Consider the following 24,988-nt stretch of genomic DNA (forward strand, 5'->3'; position numbering starts at 1 on the left):
GCTTGTGGGCGCCACTCTTCGCTGAGCGGCCCCCTCATCCGGCCCCCTTCGGGCCACCTTCTCCCCCCTGGGGAGAAGAGACCAGCTCAGCCGTCCGTGACCTCTTCTCCCCTCGGGGAGAAGGTGGCCGCGAAGCGGACGAATGAGGGGGCTCTTCGTTAGAAACGCACTGGGCCAACACCAGAATGCTCCTGCAACGATTCCTGATCCGTCTGCTGACGATGCTGATCACGCTGTTCGGCGTGGCTGTCGTCGTCTTCGTCGTGATCCGCGTCGCGCCTGGTGACCCGATCGCCATGATGCTGCCCCCCGGTGCGACAGATGCCGACATCGACCGGCTGCGTGCACTCTACGGGCTCGACAAGACCATCGTGCAGCAATTCTTCATCTGGCTGTCCGGCGTCGTCAGGGGCGATTTCGGCACCTCGATTTCGCTCAGGCAAGATGTGCTCAGCCTTGTCTTCAATCGTTTGCCGGCAACGCTGGAACTCGCCATCATCGCGCTCGTCATGGCGGTTGGGCTCGGCGGCACGACGGCGATCCTCGGAGCCCGTGAGCGCGGGACGGCGGTCGAAGCCGGCATCGATATCGCCAGCGGCGCAGCCCTTTCCATTCCCGATTTCCTGTGGGGCCTGGTGCTGATCCTTTTGTTTGGCGTGCTGGTGCCGATCTTCGATATCTCCGGCCGCGTGTCGCCGCAGCTAGTCCTGCCCTTCGTCACCCAGTTCTATTTCTTCGAGAGCTTGCTTCGGCTGCGCCTCGACCTGACCTGGGATCTGCTGAAGCACATGCTGATGCCGGCTGTGGCGCTGGCGCTGCCGCTGGCCGCAATCATCGCGCAGTTGCTGAAACAGTCGCTGAAGGAAGTGCTTGACCTCGACTATGTCGTGCTGGCGCGGGTGAAGGGGTTTTCGGAAACGCAGGTTATCCTGCGCGAGGCGCTGAAGAACGCAGCGCTGCCGACGCTGACCCTGGTCGGCGTCCAGTTCACCTTCCTCATCGGCGGCACGGTCATCGTCGAGCGGCTGTTTTCCTATGAGGGGCTCGGCAACATGGCGATCGACGCCGTCATCAACCGCGACCTGCCGCTGATCCAAGGCATCGTGCTGGTGTTCGCGCTGCTGTTCGTGCTGATCAATCTTGCAGTCGACATGATGTATGCGCTGCTCAATCCGAGGCTGCGCCATGGATGAGGCACGCATCGCCCGGCGCGGATTGGGCCCGAGGCTGTGGCTGGCCGGCGGCTGGCTGCTGCTGGTACTTCTTGCCGCGATGTTCGCGCCGCTGGTGGCGCCGCAGGACCCGCTGGCGCAGGATCTGATGCTGGAACGGCTGCCGCCATTCTGGATGAGTGGTGCGGAATCCGGCTATTGGCTGGGCACCGACAGCCTCGGCCGCGATCTCCTCTCCCGGCTGATCTTCGGCGGCCGTATCGCCTTCATCGTCGCTTTCGCGGCGGCGATCGCCGCCTGCCTTGTCGGCTCGACGCTCGGACTGGTCGCCGGCTATTTCGGCGGCTGGGCCGACCGCATCATTTCACGCATCGTCGACGTCTGGATGGCATTCCCGCCGGTGCTGTTCGCCATCCTGCTGGTCGCGGTGCTCGGCACCGGCCTCAGTTCCGTCATCCTCGCCATCGTCATAATCGACTGGACGCGCTTTTGCCGGGTGATCCGCGCCGAAGCGATGGGCCAGTCGCGCATGGACTATGTCGAGAACGCCCGCATCGCCGGCTATGGCCGCATCGGCATCATGCTGCGCGAGGTGCTGCCCAATGTGGTGCCGTCGATCGTGGCACTGCTGTCGCTGGAGATGGGCATCGCCGTCATCGTCGAGGCCATCCTGTCCTTCGTCAACCTGTCGATCTCGACTGACGATCCGACCTGGGGCGGCATCATCGCCGAGGGCCGGCTGTCGATCCATCAGGCCTGGTGGGTGCTGGTGTTTCCGCTTGTCACGCTGATCCTCACCGTGCTGTCGTTCAGCCAGTTCGGTGAGGCGCTGAAGACACGCTTCGATCCGGTGCTGCGATGAGCGCTTGCCTGGATATTGCCAATCTGAGCGCCGTGCTGCCGAACGGCCAGCGCGTGCTGCGGTCGGTGTCGCTCTCCGTGCAGCCGGGTGAGGTGCGTGCTCTTGTTGGCGAGAGCGGCGCCGGCAAGACGATGATCGGCAAGGCGGTGCTCGGTGTGCTGCCGTCAAGCGTGCGCATCGTCGAAGGCGCCATGCAGCTCGAAGGCGAAGACCTCGGCAGGCTGCAGCCCAAGGCAAGGCGCACGCTGATCGGCGCTCGCACGGCGCTGATCCCGCAAGATCCGTTGACTGCGCTCAACCCGTCGCGCCGCATCGGTCCGCAGATGACTGATCGGCTGGTGCGCATTCTCGGCTGGAACGGTGACAAGGCGGACAAGCGTATCCGGCAATTGTTGGATGAGGTGCAGATCCGCGATCCCGACCGGGTGCTGAAATGCTATCCGCACGAGCTGTCCGGCGGCATGCGCCAGCGTGTGCTGATCGCCGCCGCCTTCGCCGCCGAGCCACGGCTGATCGTGGCCGACGAGCCGACAACCGCGCTCGACGTTACCGTGCAAAAGCAGATCCTGCGACTGATCGCCGAGCTGCAGCGCGAGCATGGCACCGCGATCCTGTTCGTCACCCACGATCTCGGCGTCGTTGCAAAGATCAGCCAGCAAGTGTCTGTGCTCTACGCCGGCAAGGTGGTGGAAGAGGCTGACACAGCCGCTCTCTTCGCCGCGCCTGAGCATCCCTATACGCGGGCATTGATGGCCGCTACGCCGCGCTACACGGATCCCTTTGCCTCGCTGAAGCCGGTGGATGAGACGGTGCTGGCAGGACTCGCTGCGGAGATCGCCGCCTCCGACCAGGCGTGGAGAGGGCCGCATGGTTGAGCCGCTGTTTTCCGTGCGCGGGCTGAAGGTGGCGCTGCCCGACATGACCCGCAAGCCGCTGATCGGGCGCGCGCCGCTGGCCGAGATTTTGAGAGGCTTGGATTTCGATTTGCCGAGAGGTTCGGTGACCGGCATCGTCGGTGAATCCGGGTCCGGAAAATCGACGCTCGGCCGCACGCTTGTCAGACTTCTGGAGCCGAGCGTCGGCAGCATCCATTTCGAGGGCCGCGATATCGCCCATCTGCCGGATGCAGAGCTGCGACCTCTGCGCCGCGACCTGCAGATGATCTTCCAGGACCCGATGTCGTCGCTCAACCCGCGTCGCACCATCGCCGGCATCATTGCCGCGCCGCTCAAGCAGAATGGGCTTGGCGACAGGCTTAGGGAACGCGTCGCCGAGGCATTGCATCGCGTCGGCCTGCCGCAAAGCTTCGCTAGTCGCTATCGTCATGAACTGTCGGGCGGGCAGCGCCAGCGCGTCGGAATTGCGCGCGCGTTGGCGCTTTCGCCGAAATTCGTGCTGGCCGACGAGATCGTCTCCGGCCTCGACGTATCGACGCAGGCGCAGATCCTCACCCTTTTGGAGAGACTGGCCGCGGAGATGGGGCTGACGGTCGCCTTCATCAGCCACGACCTGTCGGTCATCCGGCGGCTGTGCCAACAAGTGATCGTGATGCGCGAGGGCAGGATCGTCGAGGCGAGCGCCACCGATGCGCTGTTCGACAATCCCAGGGAGACCTACACGCGCGACCTGCTTGCCGCCATCCCACTGCCTGAGATCGACGCGGACTGGTTGCGGCCAGCAACGAAAGCGCCGGCATAGGACTGTTCACCCACCACGCCGAACAGCGGGCTTCGGACGTGCATGAGGGCAAAATCAGCCCGCGAACGGAGGGTAATATGAATTACGCAGCCCGCGGCACGATGCTTGCCGCGATCCTGTTCTGCTCGATGGGAACGGCTTCGGCCGATGCGATCCCCGGCATGCGCGGCCACGACCACACCGGCATCACGGTGCCCGACATGAAGCAGGCAGTCGACTTCTTCACCGAAGTCGTCGGCTGCGAGAAGGCGATGTCGTTTGGTCCGTTCGCCGATGACAAGGGCACCTTCATGCAGGATCTTCTGGGCGTCGATCCGAAGGCTGTCATCGAGCAGGTCACCATGGTGCGTTGCGGTTATGGATCGAACATCGAGCTGTTCAAGTACACTGCGCCTGACCAGAAGGATTTGACTCCGAAGAACAGCGATATCGGCGGCTTCCACATTGCCATGTATGTCGATGATGTCGCCGCGGCGAAAGCCTATCTCGACGGCAAGGGGGTGAAGACGCGGATGGGTCCGCTGCCGGTCAAGGAAGGTCCGGCGGCCGGCCAGACCATCCTCTATTTCCAGGCGCCATGGGGATTGCAACTGGAGGCGATCAGCTATCCCGATGGGATGGCCTATGAGAAGGGTGCCGAGACTGTGCTGTGGAGCCCGAAGAACCCGGACAAGTGATTTCCAGAGCGCGCTTGCGGGGCCAGCCCGCAGGCGCGCCACCCGTGTCCAGCAATCGTTCCAAGATGAAACTTTAAGCTTGAAATATTTTATCTCCGGCGCGATACTTGATATGCAGCAAGCGAAGAGGAGATCGCACGGATGAAGGTTGCGGTTCTCGGTGGCGGACCAGCCGGCCTCTACTTTGCCATTTCAATGAAGCTGCGGGACGCCGCCCACGAGATCACGGTGTTCGAGCGCAATCGCGCCGACGATACGTTCGGCTGGGGCGTCGTGCTGTCGGCCGAAACACTCGACAACCTTGCCAAAAACGACCCGGTCAGCGCTGTCTGGATCAAGAAGCATTTCGCCTATTGGGACGACATCGCCGTCATCCATGACGGCGTGCGCACGGTCTCGTCGGGCCACGGTTTCTGTGGCATCGGCCGCAAGCGGCTTCTGGTCCTGCTGCAGCGACGCGCGCGCGAACTTGGCGTGAGGCTGATGTTCGAGAGCGATATCGCCGACCCTCAGCCCTATATGGCGACGCATGATCTGGTCGTCGCCGCCGATGGGCTGAACTCAAGGGCGCGCAACACCTTCGTCGAAGTCTTCAAGCCCGACATCGACACCCGCAAATGCAAATTCGTCTGGCTCGGCACCAACCAGAAATTCGACGACGCCTTCACCTTCATCTTCGAGAAGACCGAGCATGGCTGGGTGTGGGCGCACGCCTATCAATTCGACAGCGAGACAGCGACCTTCATTGTCGAGTGCAGCGAACAGACCTGGGCTGCCTTCGGCTTCGGCGCCATGTCGCAGCAGGAATCCATCGCCGTCTGCGAGCGCATCTTTGAGAAACATCTCGGCGGCCACGCGCTGATGACCAATGCCAATCACATCAGAGGTTCGGCCTGGATCAATTTCCCGCGCGTGCTGTGCGAACGCTGGTCCTACAAGAACCTGGCTCTGATGGGCGACGCGGCGGCCTCGGCACATTTCTCGATCGGCTCCGGGACCAAGCTCGCATTGGAAAGCGCGGTGGCGCTGGCCGAATATGTCAAAACCGAACCGGACCTCGACGCCGCCTTCCGCAAGTATGAGGATGCGCGCCGCACCGAGGTGCTGAAGCTGCAGTCGGCGGCGCGCAATTCGCTGGAGTGGTTCGAGGAGGTCGAGCGCTATCTCGGCCTCGATCCGGTACAGTTCAATTATTCGCTGCTGACCCGCTCGCAGCGCATCAGCCACGAGAATTTGCGGCTGCGCGATGCCAAATGGCTTGAAAGCGCCGAGCAATGGTTCCAGCGCCAGGCGGGGGCAGGCGGCAACAGGCAACGCCGGGCACCGATGTTCGCGCCGTTCAAACTGCGCGACATGCAGCTCAACAACCGCATCGTCGTTTCGCCGATGGCGCAGTACAAGGCAGTCGATGGCTGCCCGACCGACTGGCATTTCGCCCACTATGCCGAGCGTGCCAAGGGCGGCGCCGGGCTTGTCTATATCGAGATGACCTGCGTCAGCCCGGAAGGACGCATCACGCCCGGTTGTCCCGGCTTCTATGCGTCCGAACATGAGGTGGCGTGGAAGCGGCTGGTCGATTTCGTCCACACCGAGACCGAGGCGAAAATCTGCGCCCAGATTGGCCATTCCGGGGCCAAGGGCTCGACCCGTGTCGGCTGGGAGGGCACCAACGTGCCGCTCTCCTCGGGCAATTGGCCGGTCATGGCGGCCTCGGCGATTGCATGGTCGCCGCAAAACCAGGTGCCGAAAGCCATGGACAGCGCCGATATGGATTTGGTGCGCGACCAGTTCGTGTCCTCCGCAGAGATGGCGGATCGCTGCGGCTTCGACATGCTGGAGATCCATGCCGCGCACGGCTATCTCCTGTCGTCCTTCATCACGCCGGTCACCAACCAGCGCACGGATGAATATGGCGGTTCGCTGGAAAATCGCATGCGCTATCCCCTGGAAATCTTCCATGCGGTGCGCGCCGCCTGGCCGGCGCGAAAGCCGATCTCGGTGCGCATTTCGGCCAATGACTGGGTCGGCATCGAGGGTGTGACGCCGGCCGATGCGGTGGAGATCGCGCGGATGCTGCACGAAGCCGGCGTCGACATATGCGACGTCTCGGCAGGCCAGACCTCGATTGCCGCCAAGCCTGTCTATGGCCGAATGTTCCAGACGCCGTTCTCGGACCGCATCCGCAACGAGGTCGGCATGGCGACGATGGCGGTCGGCAACATCTACGAGCCGGATCATGTCAATTCGATCCTGATGGCCGGCCGCGCCGACCTGGTGGCCCTGGCACGGCCGCATCTCGCCGATCCCTACTGGACGCTGCATGCAGCCGTGACGCTCGGTGATCGTGGTGTCAAATGGCCGGATCCCTATCTGCCCGGACGCGACCAGATCTACCGGCTGGCCGAGCGCGATGCGGCGGCGGGGCTGAAAGTATGACGACGGCCTTGGCGATTTCAGGCAAACATGCGCTGGTCACTGGCGGCGGCTCCGGCGTCGGCCGGGCCATCGCGCTCGTGCTGGCCGAGGCCGGCATAGAGGTGACCATATGCGGGAGGCGCGACGCCGAGCTTGCCAAGTTGGCCGGCGAGAACGACCGCATCCACGCCATGTCAGCCGATGTCACCGACGAGGCGGCGATGATTTCGCTCTACGCGCAAGCGGAAGCCGTGCGCGGCCCGTTCGACATCGTCGTCGCCAATGCCGGCATGGCCGGCAGCACGCCGGCGCACAGGACCTCGCTTGCCGACTGGCAGCGGACGCTCGACGTCAATCTGACCGGCGCCTTCCTGACGGTGAAGCCGGCGCTGGCCGGCATGGCCGCGCGCAAGGCGGGCCGGATCGTCTTCGTCGCCTCGACCGCAGGGCTGAAAGGCTACGCCTATGTCGCGCCCTACGTGGCGGCCAAGCATGGGGTGGTCGGGCTGATGCGGGCACTGGCGGCCGAGACGGCGAAATCCGGCGTGACCGTCAACGCCGTTTGCCCGGGCTTCGTAGAGACCGACATGCTGGCGGACTCCATTCAGCGCGTCGTCGAAAAGACCGGCCGCTCAGTCGAGCAGGCGCGGGCGAGCCTTGCCTCGACCAACCCGCAAGGCCGTTTCATCCAGCCGCAGGAAGTTGCCGCGACGGTGCTCTGGCTGTGCGGCGATGCGGCTGCGTCGATTACCGGACAAGCGATTTCGATCTCAGGAGGCGAAACATGGTAGCCGGCCCATTGCCCGCGCCGTCGGGACCCGGCAAGGACCGGCTGCGTCTCTGGATCAGGCTGCTGCGCGCCTCGCGCACGATCGAAGCGGAACTGCGCGAGCGGCTGAAGAAAGAATTCGATACGACACTGCCGCGTTTCGACGTCATGGCCGCCCTCTACCGCGCGCCGGAAGGCATGCTGATGAGCGATCTGTCGCGCTTCCTGCTGGTCTCCAACGGCAATGTCACCGGCATTGTCGACCGGCTGGTTTCGGAAGGCCTGGTCGCGCGCGCGCGCCGCAATGGCGATCGCCGCACATCCATGGTGCGACTGACCGATGAGGGTTCCAGATCCTTTGCCACAATGGCCGCGGCGCATGAGGGTTGGATCGGCGAATTGCTGGGCAAGGTCAGCGAGGAGGATGCGCGCCGGCTGACCGGCATGCTGACCTCGTTCCGCAGCAACTGGGAGGGACGCGAATGAGTTCGATGGCCGGCCTCAAGCCGAAGCACTTCCTGTGGGAGGTCGAAGGCAGGATCGCCAGGGTGCGGTTAGACCGGCCGGAGCGCAAGAATCCACTGACCTTCGACAGCTATGCCGAACTGCGCGACACATTCCGCGACCTCGTCTATGCCGACGACGTCGACGCCGTGGTGTTTCTGTCCAATGGCGGCAATTTCTGCTCGGGCGGCGATGTCCACGACATTATCGGCCCATTGGTCAAGATGGACATGAAGGAGTTGCTTGCCTTCACCCGCATGACCGGCGATTTCGTCAAGGCGATGCTCAATTGCGGCAAGCCGATCATCGCGGCGGTCGACGGTGTCGCGGTCGGCGCCGGCGCCATCATCGCCATGAGCGCCGACATCCGCATCGCCACGCCGGAGGCCAAGACCGCTTTCCTGTTCACCCGCGTCGGGCTTGCCGGTTGCGATATGGGCGCGTGCGCGATCCTGCCGCGCATCATCGGCCAGGGCCGTGCCGCCGAATTGCTCTACACCGGCCGCACGATGACGGCAGCGGAAGGCGAGCGCTGGGGCTTCTACAACAGGCTTGTCGATGCCGCAGTGCTCGAGGCCGACGCGCTCGAGATGGCGGCGCGCATCGTCTCGGGCCCGACCTTCGCGCACGGCATCACCAAGACACAGCTCAACCAGGAGTGGTCGATGGGGCTCGACCAGGCGATCGAAGCAGAAGCGCAGGCGCAGGCGATCTGCATGCAGACGCGTGACTTCGAGCGCGCCTACAAGGCCTTCGTCGCCAAGAAAAAACCGGTGTTCGAGGGCAATTGATGGCTGACAGGAGTTTCCTCAACTGGCCGTTCTTTGAAGATCGCCACCGCGAATTGGCCGAAAGGCTGGAAGCATGGTGCGCCAGGAACCTGCCGGTCGATCACCATGACGTCGATGCCGCCTGCCGCGAGCTGGTGGCGAAACTTGGCCGCGACGGCTGGCTGAAGCCGACGGCGCTCGATACCGACAATCCGGGACCGCTCGATGTCCGCACCTTGTGCATCACGCGCGAGACGCTGGCGCGCCATGACGGGTTGGCCGACTTCGCCTTCGCCATGCAGGGGCTCGGCACCGGCGCGCTCAGCCTGTTCGGCACACCCGACCAGCAGCAATGGCTGGCAAAGACCAGGGCCGGCAAGACGATTTCCGCCTTCGCGCTGTCGGAGCCACGCTCCGGGTCGGATGTCGCCAACACCGAAATGACCGCGATCCGCAATGACGACTTCTATATCCTCACCGGCGAGAAGACCTGGATTTCCAATGGCGGCATCGCCGATCTCTACGTCGTCTTTGCCCGTACCGGCGAGGCGCCGGGCGCTAAGGGACTTTCCGCCTTTCTCGTACCCACCGACACCAAGGGGCTTGGCATCGCCGAGCGCCTTGAAGTGATCGCGCCGCATCCGCTGGCGCGGCTTTCCTTCGATCAGGTCCGGGTGCCGGCCTCGGCGCTGATCGGCAAACCGGGAGACGGCTTCCGCATCGCCATGTCGGTGCTTGACGTGTTCCGCTCCACGGTCGGCGCGGCGGCACTCGGCTTTGCCCGCCGGGCGCTGGACGAAAGCATCAGCAGGGTGGCCGAGCGCAAACTTTTCGGCGCTCCGATGGCAGAGCTGCAGATGGTGCAAGGCCATATCGCCGACATGGCGCTGGACATCGATGCCGCAGCGCTGCTGGTCTACCGCGCTGCCTGGACCAAGGACATGGGCGCGGCTCGTGTCACCCGCGAGGCGGCGATGGCCAAGCTGTTCGCCACCGACAAGGCGCAAGAGGTGATCGACAAGGCTGTGCAGCTGCATGGGGGGGACGGCGTCCGCAAGGGCCATATCGTCGAGAGCCTCTATCGCGAGATCCGCGCGCTACGCATCTACGAGGGCGCATCCGATGTGCAGAAGGTGGTGATCGCACGGCAGGTGATGGGCGCGGCCTGACGGCGATGTATTTGATTTGAGATTGATCTTTAAGAATACCGGGGAAGCTTGAAAATGCACGAGATCCTGCAGCCGGAGGGCTGGGCGAAACCGGTCGGCTACGCCAACGGCATTGCTGCGCGCGGCAGGCTCGTCTTCGTGGGCGGACAGGTCGGCTGGAACGGGCAGTGCCAGTTCGAGACCGACGATTTCGCCGGCCAGGTGCGGCAGACGCTGCAAAACATCGTCGCCGTGCTGGCGGAAGCCGGCGCGGAGCCTCGGCACATCACCGCGATGACCTGGTATTTCACCGACAAGGCCGAATATCTCGGCAATCTCAAGGGTATAGGCGAAGCCTATCGCGAGGTGATCGGCCGGCATTTTCCGGCGATGGCCGCCATGCAGGTGGTGGCGCTGGTGGAAGATCGCGCCAAAATCGAGATTCAGGCCACCGCCGTTATTCCGGATTAACGAATTCGTTATTCTCTGATTGATCAGCAGCGCAGCCCCACCCGCTTCAGCAGCGGCAACACATGGTCGCAGAAATAGGGCAATTCCTGGGTGTAGTTGACGAACGACAGCGCGATGCCCTGGTAGCCATGCCCGGCTATTGCCGCCATCTCGGCGGCAATCGTCTCTGGCGTTCCAACCAGCGGGTAGGTGCCGGCGCCGCCGGCGAAACGCTGCCGGTAGCGGTCATAGGCATGCGGGTCATGCGACTGCGAGAACTCCTTCTTGCCTGCCATATGAGCATCGACCGCATCGTGGTCGGCCAGATCGACGGCATAGCGCGTGTAGTAGGCCTGCGCCTCTTCCACGGTTGGACGGCAGACGACATGCGCCACCGTGTAGACGCCGACGTTGCGGCCAACCTTGTCGGCCCGTTCGCTGATGTCTGCGACATGCTTGCCGGCGTCGCTCATTTCCGCAAAGGTCGTGAACAGATAATCGCATCGGGCGGCGGCGAAATCGCGGCCGGGGCCACCGAAAGCCGCGTTCATCGTCACCGGTCGCGGCTGCTGCACGCTGGCCGGCCGGCTCACCGCCTCTTTGAGGCGATAGTAGGTGCCCTCGTAGTCCAGAGGCTGGTCCGAGGCGTAAAGCTTTTCCAGGATTTCGATCCATTCGGCGGCCTGGTCGTAGCCCTTCTCGACCAAAGGCGTGCCGAACATGCCGAATTCCTTCGGGTTCCAGCCGCAGACGATGTTCAAGCCGGCGCGGCCCTGGCTGATATGGTCGACAGTTGCCAGCGCCTTGGCGGCATAGAGCGGATGCACCAGCGGCACATGCACGGTCATGAACAGGCCGATCTGCTCGGTGGCCACCGCCAGAGCTGCTGCCCAGGTGAAGGTCTCGAACGACCATTCGCGCACCTTGTTGCGGCCGCCAAAGCCACGCCAGCGCGCGATCGGAAGCATAAATTCCAGCCCGGCGCGGTCGGCGATCTGCGCCGCCGTCAGATTGTCCTGCCAGCTTGCCGTCCAGCGTTCCGGCACATCGGTGATGGCCAGACCGCCATCGGCATTGGTCGAAAAGACGCCGAGCTTCAGTTTGTTCGAGCCGTGCAGGGGATGCGTTTTGATCATCATGGGAACTCGTCGCGGGAGACCGACACGCTAGGCCCGCGCAAAAATATTTCAAGCCTGAAATAGCTTCGCCTCGCCGCCGATTGCGGATATGAATTTGGAGGGGAAAAGGGGATGGATATGAACGCGTTCCGTCAGAAGTGCATCGGCAAGACCAATCTCGTCGGCTCCTTCGCCGCTATTCCCCATCCCGTCGCCGTCGAAGTGATGGCGCTCACCGGCCTCGACTTCGTCTGCATCGACTGGGAACATGCCCAGATCGCGCGCGACACGATCGAAACCATGGTGCGCGCGGCCGACGTGCATCGCGTGCCGGCCATGGTGCGTGTTCCCGGTCATGCGCCGGAAGCTATCCAGGCGGCGCTCGACAGCGGCGCACAAGGCGTGCTCGTGCCGCGCGTCTCGACCGCTGCTCAGGCCGAGGCGGCGGTGAAAGCCTCGCGCTATCCGCCGCTGGGCGAGCGCGGCGTCGGGCCTGGCCGCGCGGCCGGCTATGGCTATCGCATTCCCGAATATCTGGCCGCGGCCAATGACAGGGTGGTCGTCGCGGTCCAGGTCGAGACATCGGAGGGGCTGGCCAACATCGAGGCGATCGCGGCCATAGACGGCATCGATGTGGTCTTCGTCGGCCCCGGCGATCTCTCCGTGTCGATCGATGCGATCGGGCCGAAAGGCGTGGACAAGCTCGATGAGGCGATCACAAGGATCATCCGCGCGACCGTCGCGCATGGCAGGACATCGGGCATATTTTGCGCCAGCCCACAGACGATCAGCCAGTGGGCCGCTATCGGCGCGAGCTTCTTCGTGCTGGCCAGCGATACGATGTTTCTTGGCGCCGGCGCTGCGGCCAACTGCACCGCTGCGCGCGCCGAGCTGCGGTAGACGGGCGGGATCGGGCAAAAACTTTTTAAGCTTAAAACTTTTTCCTTGAAAAGCGCAGCACATTGGATAGCATCCAAACTCGATGGCGACTGTCGTGCCGGTGGGGCTTGCCGGGCAGTCCGTCGCGGTGCTCCGGGTGGGAGGGGTTTCAGTCCTTGTCGTTCATACTGCCCCAGTCATCGTCCATCGCGCGTTATGCTTTCGACGGCGTACGTGCCCAGATCCGTGACCTGCACACCGAAAACATTGCCAACCTTGCCGTGCGCGCCCGAGAACTGGGCGACGTGATCGCGCTCTGGTACGGCGAAGGCGACATGGTGACGCCGGCCTTCATCCGCGATGCCGCGAAGGCCGCCTTCGATGAAGGCCAGACGTTCTACGTCCCTAACATGCGTGGGCACCCCCTACTGAACGAGGCGCTGTCGGAATACCAAACGCGCATTCACGGCCGGACGATCCCGATTGCGCGCACCACGGTCACGCCTGGCGGCATGCAGGCGCTGTACCTGGCGCTGGAACTGCTGGTCGATACCGGCAGCAACGTCGTCTATGTCGCGCCGCAATGGCCCAACATCCACAACGCCATCCATCTGATCGGCGGCGAGCCAAGGCCGTTTTCGCTCGACTTCAAGGGCGACTGGCATCTCGATCTCGACCGGCTGTTCGCCACTTGCGATGCGCGCACACGCGCGATCTTCCTGTCGACGCCGTCCAACCCGACCGGCTGGACCGCGTCGCGCGAGGAGATGCAGGCGCTGCTCGACTTCAGCCGGCGCACCGGCATCTGGATCATCTCCGACGAGGTCTATGGCCGGCTCTATTTCGACGGCAATGTTGCTCCTTCCATCCTGCAGATCGCCGAGGATGGCGACCGGGTGCTGTCGGTCAACAGTTTTTCGAAGGCGTGGGCGATGACCGGCTGGCGCATCGGCTGGCTGACGCATCCGTCGGGGGTGGCCGACCAGCTTGGCGCCATGACGCAGTACATCAACAGCGGCACCGCCGCGCCTATCCAGGCAGGCGCTGTCGCCGCCATCCGCCAAGGCGAGCCGCTGGTCGAGGAGATCAGGCAGCGGATCAAAACCGGCCTCGACCTTGCCTATGACAGGCTGGCCCAGATTCCCGGCATCATCCTGCCGACGAAACCGCGCGGAGGCATGTATGCCTTCTTTGCCATGGACGGCGAAAGCGACGCCCGGCAGGCCTGCGCCAGGATACTGGAGACGGCGCGCGTCGGGCTGGCTCCCGGCCACCTCTTTGGAAATTCGGCAGCGGCCTTCCTGCGGATGTGCGTGTGCCGTGAACGCGACCAGATAGCGACCGCGCTCGAGCGCATGGTCGCCGCCATGAATTGACGCCCCGCTGGGAGGTGGGACGGCAACAAACCGTGCGGGAGCAAACCCGCCCGATCAACAACCAGAGGGAACACAAAATGAGCTTCACTCGTCGCAACCTGCTTCTTCTCGCCGCCACGATCGGCATCGCTGCCGGCCCGGCCACCGCCTTTGCCGCCGATGTGCTCAATGTCGGCGCCTACCCGACCAATCCGCCCTTCGAATACAAGAACGAGAGCGGCACTTTCGAGGGCTTTGAAGTCGACATCGTCAACGAAGCGGCCAAGCGTGCCGGCATGACCACCGACATTGCTGACCTCGGCTTCCAGGCGCTGTTCGCGGCTGTCAGTTCCAACCGCATCGATGTCGCGATCTCCTCGATCACCATCACGCCGGAGCGACTGAAAACGCTGTCCTTCACCCAGCCCTATTATGACTCCGACATGGGCATTGCGACGAAGACCGATAGCGCTGTTAACACCGAGGCCGACCTCAAGGGCAAGATCGTCGGCGTGCTTTCAGGCTCGACCGGCGAGACCTGGGTCAAGGCGCATCAGGAGGCTGACGGCTACAGCGACGTGAAGGGCTATGACACGCAGCAGAATCTTCTGCTCGACCTCAGCGCGGGCCGCGTGGACGCCGCCGTCAGCGATATTCCGGGCATGGAATACTCCTTCACCAAGATGAAGGACCTGAAGGTCAAGCAGCGCATCAAGACCGGCGAACAGTACGGCCTGATGATGAGCAAGGACCATCCGCTGCTCGGCAAGCTGAACGACGCGCTGACCGCGATGAAGAAGGACGGAACGCTGGCCGCGATCCACAAGAAGTGGTTCGGCAGCGACGCGCCAGCCGATTCCTCGACGGTCAAGGAAATGCCGCTGCCCAAGGCCTGACCGGCAATGCACTTAAATCGTGCCGGCTCCCAGGCCGGCACGATTCATTTCACGCTCCGGCGCCTGCTGCCACACGGATAGCCTCATCGGAGGCAAGGTCGATTGGTTTTAACTTGAGCACCCTTTGCTCTGGGGTTCGGGAACGCTCCCATGTCGCTGATCGACACCTTCTTCAATCCTGACGTGATCATGTCCAGCCTGCCGGCGCTGTTGCGTGGCTTCCTGAACACGCTGCTGCTCGGCATTTTGAGTATCGGCATCGGCATTCCCATTGGCCTGGGGATCAGCCTGTTGCGGCTCTATGCGCCGAAGCCGCTGCGCTGGCTGGCGGTCGGCTACACCGACATCTTCCGGGCCCTGCCGGTGCTGGTGGTGCTGATCCTGATCTATTATGCGCTGCCCTTCCTCGGCATCCGTCTGTCGTCCTGGGCCTCCGCCGTGACGGCGTTCGCCATCATCATGTCGGCCTATTCAGCAGAAGTGTTCCGCTCCGGCATTGAGAGCATTCCGAAAGGCCAATTCGAGGCAGCACAGGCGCTCGGCCTGCCTTTCCTTTTGACCTTGCGCAAGGTGGTGCTGCCGCAGGCGATCCGCGTCGTCATCCCGCCGATGACCAGCAATTGCGTCTCGATGTTCAAGGACACGTCGCTCGCTTCCACCGTTGCGCTGCCTGAACTGTTGAAGGAAGCGACCAACGCGCAGTCGCTCTATGCCAATCCCTCGCCGCTGATCGGCGCCGCTTTGGTCTATCTCATCTTCCTCTGGCCGATGGTCCGCCTCGTCAGCCTGCTCGAAGACCGCTTCAAGACCGAGAAGACGCGCTGACCTCATCAACCGTCCCGCTTCCCAAGCCATTCGCAGGAGATACAGTTGAGCAATTCCCAAGCCGCCGGCGGCTTTCCGGTCGACACCATCCGCGCCATGTTTCCGGCCTTGCAGCGCGCCGGTGATTTCATCTTCATGGACAACGCCGCCGGCGCGCAGATCCCGCAGAGCGTGCTCGACGCGGTGACCAATCACCTGGTCTCGCACAATGTGCAGCGTGGTGGTCGCTATGGGCGCTCGGTCACGGTCGACCAATCGGTTGCGGATGCTCGGACGAGCGTGGCCTTGCTGATCAACGCCTACAGTCCGTCGGAAATCTGCTTCGGCATGAACGCCACCTCGTTCATTCGCCTGGTCAGCCTCGGCATCGGCCAGATGCTGGCCAAGGACACAGAGCGCGACGAGATCGTCATCACCGATATGGACCACGACGCCAACATCGCCACGTGGCTGGCGCTGGAGCCCGCCGGAGCCAAGTTCAAATGGTGGCGCATGCGCGAGGACGGCAACCTGCATGTCGACGACCTCAAGCCGCTGGTTTCCGATCGCACCCGTCTCGTCGCCTGCACGGTGACCGCGCATTCGATCGGCTCGATCGTCGACGTCGCTTCGGTGGCCGCGATCGCGCATGTGGCCGGCGCCGAAGTGTTCCTTGACTGCGTGCATTACGGACCGCACGGGCTGATCGACGTGCAGGCCTGGGACTGTGATTATCTCGTCTGCTCCGGCTACAAGAATTTCTCGCCGCATATGGGCTTTCTGTGGGGCCGCTTCGAAACGCTGAAGCGGCTGCCGACCTTCCGCGAGGATTTCATCCCCGACGAGCCGCCTTACAAGGTCGAGGCAGGCACCTTCATCTACGAGAACGTCTCGGGCATGGATGCCGCAGTGCAGTACCTGGAACTGATCGGCCGCAATCTGGCGCCCAACAACAACCGCTCGCGGCGCGACAACATCGTTGCCGGCATGGGCGCCATCCGCGATTACGAAGTGCTCCTGGCGCGTGAGATGCTCGCCGTGCTCAAGGGATGCAATGCCACGATCTACGGCGTCGCCGAGGAAGCCCGCATCAACGAACGCGTGCCGACATTCTGCTTCAACATCGGCAAGCTGTCGCCGCAGCGGATCGTCGAGGAAATGGCTGACATGCAGATCGGCATCCGCGACGGCCATATGTATGCGCCCCGGCTGATGAAGCGTCTCAACCTGTCGATGGACAGCGGCGCCATCCGCGCCTCGCTGGTCCATTACAACACGGTCGACGAGGTCAGGCGTTTCGGCGAGGCACTGCGCGCCGTCATCGCAAGGCTGTCGTAGCTGGTCCTTAAACCTCTCCGGCGCGGAACATCGGCCCGCCCTTGTGGGCCGGGAAGCCATAGCCGTTGATCATCACCAGATCGATGTCGGAGGCACGCGCCGCGATGCCTTCGGCGAGTAATGCCTTGCCCTCGTCGGCCATTGCCGCCAGCAAGCGCGTGACGATCTCATCGGGCGAAAAGCGGCGCGGCACGATGCCCTTGGCCGCTCGCACGGCCTCGATCAGCGCCGTTACTTGCGGGTCGCTCCGGCGTTCGCCGTCCGAATAATCGTACCAGCCGCGCCCGGTCTTGCGGCCGAAGCGGCCGGCCTCGCACAGCCGGTCGGCGATTTCGACATAACGTGCTTGCGGATCGCGCATCGCCGCCTGTCGCTTGCGCCGCGCCCAGGCTATCTCCAGCCCAGCCATGTCGTTGACCGCGAAGATCCCCATCGGGAAGCCCCAGGCCTCCAGCGCGGCATCCACCTCATCGGGTGCTGCGCCATCTTCCACCATGAACTCCGCCTCGCGGCGGTAGGCCGAATAGATGCGGTTGCCGATAAAACCCTCGGTAACGCCGCACACGACAGGCAGCTTGCCAAGCTTCCTGACGAAGGCGATCGCCGAGGCGAGCACATCGGGCGCCGTCGCCGCGCAATCCACCACTTCGGTTAGCCGCATGACGTTGGCCGGGGAGAAAAAATGCAGGCCGACGATCCGTTCGGGCCGGGCGGTTGCCGAGGCGATCTCGTCGGGGTTGAGGTAGCTGGTGTTGGTCGCAAGGATGGCGTCCGGGCGGACGATACGTTCGAGCTTCCGGAAGAGTTCGGTTTTTACCGCGAGATCGTCGAACACTGCCTCGATGACCAGATCGGCCTGCACCAGCCTGCCGGCGTCGCTGGCCGCTTCAAACCGGCTCAGCGCCTCCCTGCGCGCATGATCGGTGAGACGGCCGGATTGGACCGACTTGTCCAGAAGCCCGGCGATACGCTCGTATCCTTTTGCCGCGGCGTCGTCGTTCTGCTCGATGCCGATTACGCGATAGCCGGCATTCAAGGCCGAGACCGCGATGCCTGCACCCATCAGGCCGGTTCCGACGATACCGACGGTCTCGACCTTGCGAGGCGTGACACCCTCCAGCCTGTCGACTTTGCTGGCTTGCCTCTCGGCAAAGAAGACGTGGCGCAACGCTGCCGCTTCGCGAGAATCCCGGAGGCGCAGGAAGGTCGCGCGTTCGTCCGCAAGACCGTCCTCAAGTTTGGCCGTGGACGCAGCCCGGACCAGTCTCACGGCTTCTGCAGGCGCGATCTGTCCACGGCTGCGGGAAAGCACCTTCTTTGCGGCTGCCGCGTCGGCCTCAGGTTGCGAGCGCGGGACGGAAAGCGCGCCCGTGGGCCGCAGCGGTTGGCCGACGAGATGGCGGGCGACGTCGAGCGCGCCTTCGGGAAGATCGTCGGCAATGGTATCGATCAGACCGAGAGCGAGCGCTTCGTCGGCATTTGCGGGCCGACCCGTGCCGATCAGGTCAATTGCGGCGACCGTGCCGATGAGGCGGGGCAGGCGTTGGGTTCCGCCGGCCCCAGGCACTAACCCGAGCTTGACCTCGGGCAGGCTGAAGCTGGCCGCCTTGCTGGCCACCCGGTAGTGGCAGGCCAGCGCAATCTCGCAGCCGCCGCCGAGCGCCGCGCCGCCTGCTGCCGCCACGATCGGTTTGGCGAAGCTCTCGATCGCTTCGATCACGTCAGGCAGTGTGGGCGAGACAGCGGGCTTGCCGAATTCCTTGATATCGGCGCCACCGATGAAGGTGCGCCCAATGGCGGTCAGCACCACGGCAGACACTTCATCCGACGCCGCACGCCCAAGCGCAGCCATCAGTCCGGCCCTGACATGGAAGGACAGCGCGTTGACCGGCGGATTTTCGATCGTGACGACGAGAACGCCATCGACGATCTTGCCTGTGACACTCTCGGAAAATCGTGCTGTGTTCATGGAGTTTTATCCCGGAACGACGGCAAATCTTCCTCCTCCTTCTGCTCTCCGCCAAATGCCGGTGTCCCGGCTCGGACGGATGAAGCGCCATGGTTCTTCAAATAATTTCAAGCTTAAAATAATTAGAATTCAAAAAACTTCAAGCCTACCGGAGTCGACTGCAAAAGGCGTCGCTACCACGACGGTGATCGGTCAGACTTGACGGTTGCACTGCGGTGCCGGGTCAAGGCGAGTTTGTGGAAACCTTCGGCAGCAGGGCTTTGAAATAGTCGATCGTCTGTTGCAGCCCGGCTTCCAAAGTCACCGTCGGCTCCCAGCCGACAAGCCTTTTGGCAAGGGTGATATCGGGCTGGCGGTGCCGCGGATCGTCTTGCGGAAGATCGCGGTAAATTATATCCGAACCTGATCCGGTCATCTGCGTCGTCAGTTCGGCCAAGCGCCTGATCGTTACTTCCCTTGGATTGCCGATGTTTACTGGACCGGTCACCTCCGGCCCCGTATCCATGAGGCGCAGCATGCCGCTCACCAGGTCGTCGACGTAGCAAAACGACCTTGTCTGTGAGCCGTCGCCGAAAATGGTTATCGGTTCACCACGAAGCGCTTGCACGATGAAATTTGAGACAACCCTGCCGTCTGCCGGGTGCATGCGCGGCCCGAACGTATTGAAAATCCGCGCGACCTTGACCCACAAGCCATGTTGTCGGTGATAGTCGAAGAACAGCGTTTCGGCGCAGCGTTTGCCTTCATCGTAGCATGAGCGCGGCCCGATCGGGTTTACATTGCCCCAGTAACTCTCCGGCTGCGGATGCACAGACGCGTCACCATAGACCTCGCTGGTGGAGGCCTGAAAGACTTTGCATTTCAGCCGCTTTGCCAATCCAAGAACATTGATGGCGCCGTGCACGGCGGTCTTGATCGTCTGAACCGGGTCGTACTGGTAGTGAACAGGCGAGGCCGGACACGCCAGGTTGTAAATCTCATCGACTTCGACGTAGAGCGGAAAGGTCACGTCATGGCGCATGAATTCGAAGCGGGGATGCTTGGCCAAATGGTCGATATTGCGCTTTGATCCGGTGAAAAGGTTGTCGACACACAAGATTTCGTCGCCTCGTTCCAACAGGCGGTCAATAAGATGCGAGCCGATAAACCCTGCGCCCCCGGTAACGAGAATGCGTCTGCGGCTGTCATAGAGTCTGGCCAATTTCTGCTCCCAGGCAAATGCTGATCGACCAGATATCGGTCGCCACAGGATACGACGTGTCCGCAGCCAATGCACAAGGACCAAACTGAAATTTCGCAGATCCGCTCGGTGCCGATGCGAATTCCGATCCCGGCATTTGGTTTGATCAGAAGGCACGATTGAGGCCGATAGTGGCCTATGGATTGGCAGCAGAGAATATCAGCCCTGTCGTCAGGGCCGCCGCTGCGTAGATGGCCGGCAGAACCTGACGGTTCACCCCAATCCGCAGCAGAGAGTGGCTCGAAACCCGGTCCTGCTGGATTTTATCCACAACATCGATGGCATCGGCGGATGGCAACATGAAAATGGCAACGACCATTTTTCGTGAGACATTCCTCTTCGCGATAGAGCATCGTTGAATTGGCCAACAGCCTGCCATACAAGCACGTCGGCTCAACAGGTGGCTCGAGGAACCCCACGGATGTCCGAACGCATTGCAGTTATCGGCCTGGGTTATGTCGGCCTGCCGGTAGCCATTGCCTTTGGGAAGGTTTTCCCCGGCACCATAGCTTTTGACATCAGCGAGCGTCGGATCGGGGAATTGCGTGGCGGCGTCGATCGTACGGGAGAAGTTGATGCAACGGCGCTCAAGGAGACCTCGATAGGGCTGACCACCGACCGGGAGATGTTGAAAGGCGCTACTTTCTTCATCGTCGCCGTGCCAACCCCTATCGACGCAAATCGCGCTCCCGATCTAGCTTCTTTGAAACTGGCGTCCGAACTCGTCGGCGAGGCGGTGAGCAAAGGCGCCGTCGTCGTTTTTGAGTCGACAGTCTATCCAGGTGTGACCGAAGATTTCTGTGGGCCGATCATCGAGCAGGTTTCCGGCCTGCGACATCCCCGCGACTTTGCCCTCGGCTATTCGCCCGAACGCGCCAACCCCGGCGATCGGGAACACTCGCTGCAAAAGATCGTCAAAGTCGTCTCCGGCGAGAATAACGAGACGCTGGAGCGCGTCGCGAACGTTTATGGCCGTATCATCGATGCCGGCGTCTACCGCGCCCCGTCGATCAAGGTGGCCGAGGCAGCGAAGGTTATCGAGAACACCCAGCGCGATCTGAACATCGCGCTGATGAACGAACTGGCAATGATCTTCGAGCGGCTCGATATCCGGACGCAGGATGTTCTTGATGCTGCGTCGACGAAATGGAACTTCCTTCCCTTCAAACCGGGGTTCGTCGGCGGCCACTGCATCAGCGTCGATCCATATTATTTGACCGCCAAGGCCGAGGCCGAAGGTTACCATCCGCAGATCATCCTCGCCGGACGTCGCATCAATGACGGCATGGGGGCCTTCGTCGCCCAGCAGGTTGTCAAACGGCTGATTGGTTCTGACACGCCCGTCAAAGGGGCTTCTGTCGGCATTCTCGGGCTGACATTCAAGGAGGACGTGCCGGATTTGCGCAACAGCCGCGTTTTCGACATGGTCAAGGAACTAAGGCAGTTCGGAATTGTCCCCAAAGTCCATGATCCCCTTGCCGATGTCGAAACCGCTCGGCGTGATCACGGCGAAACAATCCTGCCGCTCGATGAGATAAACGATTTGCAGGCGCTTGTTCTGGCGGTGCCTCACAGGCAATATCTCACCAACGAAAGAGCGCGTCTTCTTCAAATGATCAGGCCGGGGGGGACACTGTTCGATGTCAAGTCGGCCATCAAGCCCAATGAAGTTCCCGACAACATAAAATACTGGAGCTTGTAAAGCTCGCCTGAAATTAACGCTAGGATATGCAGTGACATCAAGCAGGCCGATACTGATCACCGGCGCAGCCGGGTTCATAGGGTTTCATCTTTGCCTGAGGCTGCTTGCCGAAGGAGGCCAGGTTATCGGCCTCGACTCCATGAACGAGTATTATGACGTCAGCCTGAAGCAGGCTCGTCTCGAGCGGCTGAAAGCGTTTTCGAATTTTTGTTTCGAGCATGCCGATCTCACGGAGCGGGACCGTATTTCGGAGCTCTTCCTTTCGGCCGCGCCGGAGGTTGTCGTCAATCTCGCGGCGCAAGCCGGCGTACGCTATTCGATCAGCAATCCGCACGCCTATGTGGAAAGCAACCTCAGCGGCTTTGTCAACATCCTGGAAGGATGCCGGCAGGCGTCCGTCGGCCATCTGGTCTATGCATCGTCGAGTTCGATTTATGGCGGCAGCACCCGCATGCCGTTTTCCGTGCACGATCCGGCGGACCATCCGCTCAGCCTTTACGCCGCAAGCAAGAAGGCGAACGAGCTGATGGCGCACACATACAGCCATCTGTTTGGACTGCCGACCACCGGGCTGCGTTTTTTCACCGTCTATGGTCCGTGGGGGCGGCCGGACATGGCGCTGTTCATCTTCGCCAAGGCTATCCTCGCCGGCGAGCCGATCGAGGTCTTCAACTATGGCAACATGCAGCGGGATTTCACCTATATCGACGACATTGTCGAAGGTATTATCCGCGTCATGCAGCAACCCGCGACACCCAATCCTGAGTGGAAAAGTGTCGCGCCAGACCCAGCGACCAGCAACGCCCCGTTCAGGATTCACAACATCGGCGGCAATTCGCCCGTTCAACTGAACCGATTGATCGAGGTGCTCGAAGACGCGCTGGGACGCAAGGCAAACCGCAACCTCAGGCCACTTCAGCCAGGCGACGTTCCGGCAACTTTCGCCAATGTCAGCTCGCTCGAGGAGGCGACCGGCTTCAAGCCCAAAATCCCGATCGAAATAGGGGTTCCGCGCTTTGTCGAATGGTACCGGGAGTTCTACCGAGCATGATCGGACGCTTCGCCACCTGGAGGCGGCTGGCTCCTGACCAGCCATGGCTGGCGCATGCCGCTCGGAAAACTCAATAAGCCGCAGCCGAACTGGGTGTTGCCTGAAGGCGGTCAATATCTTTCCGGGGCGGCGCACCGAACAGGCGACGATATTCTCGGCTGAACTGCGAAGGGCTGTCATAGCCCACCGCGAACCCGGCCGTGCCTGCGTTTGCGCCGCCGGCAAGCATAATCCTTCGCGCCTCCTGCAGGCGCAGCTGCTTCTGGTATTCGAGCGGGGTCATGCGCGTAATCGCCTTGAAATGGGCATGAAGGGACGACGCGCTCATGCCTGATGCCGCCGCAATCTCTTCGATGCGCAGTTGTGCCTGGAAATGATTGCGGATCGTGGCGATGGCGCGGCTGACCTGGTTCAGGTGGCTGTCCACCGACGCCATCTGGCGAAGCGTGTCACCGTGCGGTCCGGTGAGGAGCCGGTAAAGGATTTCGCGTTCGATCAGCGGCGCCAGCACGGTGACGCTCTCGGGGCGATCGAGCAGCCTGACAAGCCGACAGGCGGCATCAATCAGGTCGGGGTCACTTGGATAGGCAGCTAACACCGGCAGATCCCTGCTGGGGGATGCACGTCCTTCTTTCACAAGCAGTTCGGCCAGCGCGGTGGAATCAAAATCTATCTTGCAACAGAGGTAGGGCGCCGCCGGGCTCGCCTCCAACACATGCCCGACCAGCGGCAGGTCGACCGAGACGAGCAGGTAGCTCGATGCGTCATAGACCACGCTCTGGTCGGCCAGCGAGACGCGCTTCGATCCTTGGGCGATTATGCAAAGCGACGCCTCGTAGACCGCAGGCACGGGTGCACTGGGCTGGTTGGCGCGAATGAGCGACAGCCGCGGCACCGCAGTGCCGGCCATGCCAGATTTCGGCGCAAAGCGGGTGATCAGCTCGGCGAGTTCATTGATTTTCTCCATGCCGCATAAATCTTCATGGCGCGAAATGTTGCAAGGCATTTCGAGTTCATTTGGAGGATCGTGCAAACTCTTTGGACGATCACGCTACCGGCCTTTGCCGGTTCGCGCCATCTATCTCCCCGTCACCGCAGCGAAAAAGGAACGATCATGACGGGACTTAAAGACAAGGTTGTACTCATCACCGGCGCCTCCAGCGGCATCGGCGAAGCGACGGTTCGGGAACTTGCCGGTGCCGGCGCCAGACTGTTCATCGGGGCCCGCCGCACCGAGCGGCTCAAGGCGCTGGCCGCAGAAATAGGCAAAGGCGTCGCGTGGCGCGAACTCGACGTGACTGACGCGGCGAATTTCGACGCCTTTGCCGATGCCGCTCATGCCGAATTCGGGCAGATCGATGTGCTGGTCAACAATGCCGGCGTCATGCCGCTGTCGCCGCTTGCCGCGCTGAAGCGCGATGAGTGGTCTCGCATGATCAATGTCAACATCGGCGGCGTGCTGAACGGGATCGCCGCGGTGCTGCCGCGCTTCGTCGCCCAGAAGAATGGGCATATCGTCAATGTCGCCTCGGTCGGCGCGCATATCGTGCTGCCCACCGCGGCGGTCTATTGCGGCACGAAATATGCCGTCTGGGCAATCACGGAGGGGCTGCGGCAGGAGCATGACGACATCCGCGCCACGATCATCTCCCCCGGAGTGACCGCAACCGAACTGGGCGACGATATCAGCGATCCTCAGGTCGCCACGGCTCTGAAAGAATGGCGGCAGAAGTCGCTCACACCGGACGCCATTGCACGGGCGATCCGTTTTGCGCTTGATCAACCCGATGGCGTCGACGTCAACGAAGTGATCGTGCGGCCAACCGCTGCCAATATGTAGAACTTGCTGCCGGATGCCGGCTTTCGGCGAGCTACGGCGCTCTCCAAGATCCGGCAAACGGCCCACCCCTTAATGCACCACCGCCCTCAGCCTCTGGCGCAATTCCCGCGGGCCACATCGTACCGGCTCTCGAACGCGCGCGAAAAATGCGCACTCGAATTGAACCCGCAGGCAAAGGCGATTTCCGAGATCGTGGGCGACGCGCGGGCGGGCGACAACAATTCTTCCTTGCTGCGCTCCAGCCGCCTGTCCCAGACGAAGCGTTCCGGTCTCGCGGCAAGGCCGGTGCGCCGCTGGGAACTTAACCCGCTAATCATCTCCCCTGCGACGG

Annotated in this window: 25 protein-coding genes; 19 read left to right on the plus strand and 6 right to left on the minus strand. The window is 62.5% G+C overall.

Annotated elements, in window-relative coordinates; translation table 11 throughout:
* Positions 1 to 185: 185 nt before the first annotated feature.
* From X757_RS151540 to X757_RS151490, 11 genes are all read left to right on the plus strand, one after another.
* Positions 186 to 1,193 carry an ABC transporter permease gene (locus tag X757_RS151540; protein WP_023726251.1) on the plus strand — a complete coding sequence of 336 codons (1,008 nt, stop codon included), beginning with the start codon at positions 186 to 188 and terminating at the stop codon, positions 1,191 to 1,193.
* A complete protein-coding gene (locus tag X757_RS151535) occupies positions 1,186 to 2,034 on the plus strand; it encodes an ABC transporter permease (protein WP_023726252.1) in 849 nt (282 codons plus the stop codon). Before X757_RS151540 ends, X757_RS151535 begins: the two co-directional genes overlap by 8 nt.
* Entirely contained in the window at positions 2,031 to 2,909 is an 879-nt protein-coding gene (locus X757_RS151530) for an ABC transporter ATP-binding protein (RefSeq protein WP_023686914.1), read from the plus strand. The genes X757_RS151535 and X757_RS151530 overlap by 4 nt, the downstream gene beginning before the upstream one ends.
* The gene (locus X757_RS151525) at positions 2,902 to 3,732 is read left to right on the plus strand and encodes an ATP-binding cassette domain-containing protein (RefSeq protein ID WP_023726253.1); all 831 of its coding nucleotides are present in this window, start codon (positions 2,902 to 2,904) and stop codon (positions 3,730 to 3,732) included. The genes X757_RS151530 and X757_RS151525 overlap by 8 nt, the downstream gene beginning before the upstream one ends.
* A gap of 77 nt (positions 3,733 to 3,809) precedes the next feature.
* Positions 3,810 to 4,409 carry a VOC family protein gene (locus X757_RS151520; protein ID WP_023667800.1) on the plus strand — a complete coding sequence of 200 codons (600 nt, stop codon included), beginning with the start codon at positions 3,810 to 3,812 and terminating at the stop codon, positions 4,407 to 4,409.
* Between the two features lie 141 nt (positions 4,410 to 4,550).
* Positions 4,551 to 6,845 carry a bifunctional salicylyl-CoA 5-hydroxylase/oxidoreductase gene (locus tag X757_RS151515; protein WP_023726254.1) on the plus strand — a complete coding sequence of 765 codons (2,295 nt, stop codon included), beginning with the start codon at positions 4,551 to 4,553 and terminating at the stop codon, positions 6,843 to 6,845.
* Positions 6,842 to 7,615 (plus strand): SDR family NAD(P)-dependent oxidoreductase, encoded by a 774-nt coding sequence (locus tag X757_RS151510; protein WP_023699861.1) that lies wholly within the window; start codon positions 6,842 to 6,844, stop codon positions 7,613 to 7,615. The genes X757_RS151515 and X757_RS151510 overlap by 4 nt, the downstream gene beginning before the upstream one ends.
* Positions 7,609 to 8,079 (plus strand): MarR family winged helix-turn-helix transcriptional regulator, encoded by a 471-nt coding sequence (locus tag X757_RS151505; protein ID WP_023699860.1) that lies wholly within the window; start codon positions 7,609 to 7,611, stop codon positions 8,077 to 8,079. Before X757_RS151510 ends, X757_RS151505 begins: the two co-directional genes overlap by 7 nt.
* Positions 8,076 to 8,888, plus strand: coding sequence for an enoyl-CoA hydratase family protein (locus X757_RS151500; RefSeq protein WP_023726255.1), 813 nt, complete (start codon positions 8,076 to 8,078; stop codon positions 8,886 to 8,888). The genes X757_RS151505 and X757_RS151500 overlap by 4 nt, the downstream gene beginning before the upstream one ends.
* Entirely contained in the window at positions 8,888 to 10,036 is a 1,149-nt protein-coding gene (locus X757_RS151495) for an acyl-CoA dehydrogenase family protein (RefSeq protein ID WP_023710054.1), read from the plus strand. Before X757_RS151500 ends, X757_RS151495 begins: the two co-directional genes overlap by 1 nt.
* A 54-nt stretch (positions 10,037 to 10,090) precedes the next feature.
* Positions 10,091 to 10,486, plus strand: coding sequence for a RidA family protein (locus X757_RS151490; RefSeq protein ID WP_023667806.1), 396 nt, complete (start codon positions 10,091 to 10,093; stop codon positions 10,484 to 10,486).
* Positions 10,487 to 10,509: 23 nt separating this feature from the next.
* On the opposite strand, the gene X757_RS151485 is transcribed toward X757_RS151490, so the two are convergent.
* On the minus strand, positions 10,510 to 11,601 hold the full coding sequence (locus X757_RS151485) for an LLM class flavin-dependent oxidoreductase (RefSeq protein ID WP_031251287.1): 1,092 nt from the start codon (positions 11,599 to 11,601) through the stop codon (positions 10,510 to 10,512).
* A gap of 120 nt (positions 11,602 to 11,721) precedes the next feature.
* On the opposite strand from X757_RS151485, the gene X757_RS151480 reads away from it, so the two are divergent.
* The 5 genes from X757_RS151480 (at position 11,722) to X757_RS151460 (ending at position 16,855) form a co-directional block, all read left to right on the plus strand.
* On the plus strand, positions 11,722 to 12,483 hold the full coding sequence (locus tag X757_RS151480; RefSeq protein ID WP_023740557.1) for an HpcH/HpaI aldolase/citrate lyase family protein: 762 nt from the start codon (positions 11,722 to 11,724) through the stop codon (positions 12,481 to 12,483).
* Positions 12,484 to 12,638: 155 nt separating this feature from the next.
* Complete coding sequence (locus X757_RS151475; protein WP_023726258.1) at positions 12,639 to 13,838, plus strand: pyridoxal phosphate-dependent aminotransferase; 1,200 nt, start codon at positions 12,639 to 12,641, stop codon at positions 13,836 to 13,838.
* Between the two features lie 77 nt (positions 13,839 to 13,915).
* Positions 13,916 to 14,713 carry an ABC transporter substrate-binding protein gene (locus X757_RS151470; RefSeq protein ID WP_023682726.1) on the plus strand — a complete coding sequence of 266 codons (798 nt, stop codon included), beginning with the start codon at positions 13,916 to 13,918 and terminating at the stop codon, positions 14,711 to 14,713.
* Between the two features lie 150 nt (positions 14,714 to 14,863).
* On the plus strand, positions 14,864 to 15,538 hold the full coding sequence (locus tag X757_RS151465) for an amino acid ABC transporter permease (RefSeq protein WP_023667812.1): 675 nt from the start codon (positions 14,864 to 14,866) through the stop codon (positions 15,536 to 15,538).
* A 45-nt stretch (positions 15,539 to 15,583) separates the two neighbouring features.
* Entirely contained in the window at positions 15,584 to 16,855 is a 1,272-nt protein-coding gene (locus X757_RS151460) for a cysteine desulfurase-like protein (RefSeq protein WP_023726259.1), read from the plus strand.
* A gap of 7 nt (positions 16,856 to 16,862) precedes the next feature.
* On the opposite strand, the gene X757_RS151455 is transcribed toward X757_RS151460, so the two are convergent.
* The 3 genes from X757_RS151455 to X757_RS1000000168520 all read right to left on the minus strand — a co-directional run bounded on the left by X757_RS151455 (position 16,863) and on the right by X757_RS1000000168520 (position 20,383).
* On the minus strand, positions 16,863 to 18,824 hold the full coding sequence (locus tag X757_RS151455) for a 3-hydroxyacyl-CoA dehydrogenase NAD-binding domain-containing protein (RefSeq protein ID WP_023726260.1): 1,962 nt from the start codon (positions 18,822 to 18,824) through the stop codon (positions 16,863 to 16,865).
* A gap of 223 nt (positions 18,825 to 19,047) precedes the next feature.
* The gene (locus X757_RS151450; protein WP_023667815.1) at positions 19,048 to 20,025 is read right to left on the minus strand and encodes a UDP-glucuronic acid decarboxylase family protein; all 978 of its coding nucleotides are present in this window, start codon (positions 20,023 to 20,025) and stop codon (positions 19,048 to 19,050) included.
* Between the two features lie 175 nt (positions 20,026 to 20,200).
* Complete coding sequence (locus X757_RS1000000168520) at positions 20,201 to 20,383, minus strand: hypothetical protein (protein WP_023667816.1); 183 nt, start codon at positions 20,381 to 20,383, stop codon at positions 20,201 to 20,203.
* Positions 20,384 to 20,485: 102 nt separating this feature from the next.
* Between X757_RS1000000168520 and X757_RS151440 the strand changes: the two genes are divergently transcribed.
* Positions 20,486 to 21,766: a nucleotide sugar dehydrogenase gene (locus tag X757_RS151440; protein ID WP_023667817.1), complete on the plus strand. Its 1,281-nt coding sequence runs from the start codon at positions 20,486 to 20,488 to the stop codon at positions 21,764 to 21,766.
* A 31-nt stretch (positions 21,767 to 21,797) separates the two neighbouring features.
* Complete coding sequence (locus X757_RS151435; protein WP_023667818.1) at positions 21,798 to 22,817, plus strand: NAD-dependent epimerase; 1,020 nt, start codon at positions 21,798 to 21,800, stop codon at positions 22,815 to 22,817.
* 70 nt (positions 22,818 to 22,887) lie between these two features.
* Here the strand turns inward: X757_RS151435 and X757_RS151430 are convergent, their stop codons facing one another.
* Positions 22,888 to 23,784: an AraC family transcriptional regulator gene (locus tag X757_RS151430; protein ID WP_023667819.1), complete on the minus strand. Its 897-nt coding sequence runs from the start codon at positions 23,782 to 23,784 to the stop codon at positions 22,888 to 22,890.
* A 147-nt stretch (positions 23,785 to 23,931) separates the two neighbouring features.
* Here X757_RS151430 and X757_RS151425 point away from each other — a divergent pair, with 147 nt between their 5' ends.
* Positions 23,932 to 24,657 carry an SDR family oxidoreductase gene (locus X757_RS151425; RefSeq protein ID WP_023682721.1) on the plus strand — a complete coding sequence of 242 codons (726 nt, stop codon included), beginning with the start codon at positions 23,932 to 23,934 and terminating at the stop codon, positions 24,655 to 24,657.
* Positions 24,658 to 24,743: 86 nt separating this feature from the next.
* Here the strand turns inward: X757_RS151425 and X757_RS1000000166530 are convergent, their stop codons facing one another.
* Positions 24,744 to 24,974 (minus strand): helix-turn-helix domain-containing protein, encoded by a 231-nt coding sequence (locus tag X757_RS1000000166530; RefSeq protein ID WP_084629545.1) that lies wholly within the window; start codon positions 24,972 to 24,974, stop codon positions 24,744 to 24,746.
* Positions 24,975 to 24,988: the final 14 nt, after the last annotated feature.

This window comes from Mesorhizobium sp. LSHC412B00 (genome assembly GCF_000503035.1).
GTDB lineage: Bacteria > Pseudomonadota > Alphaproteobacteria > Rhizobiales > Rhizobiaceae > Mesorhizobium.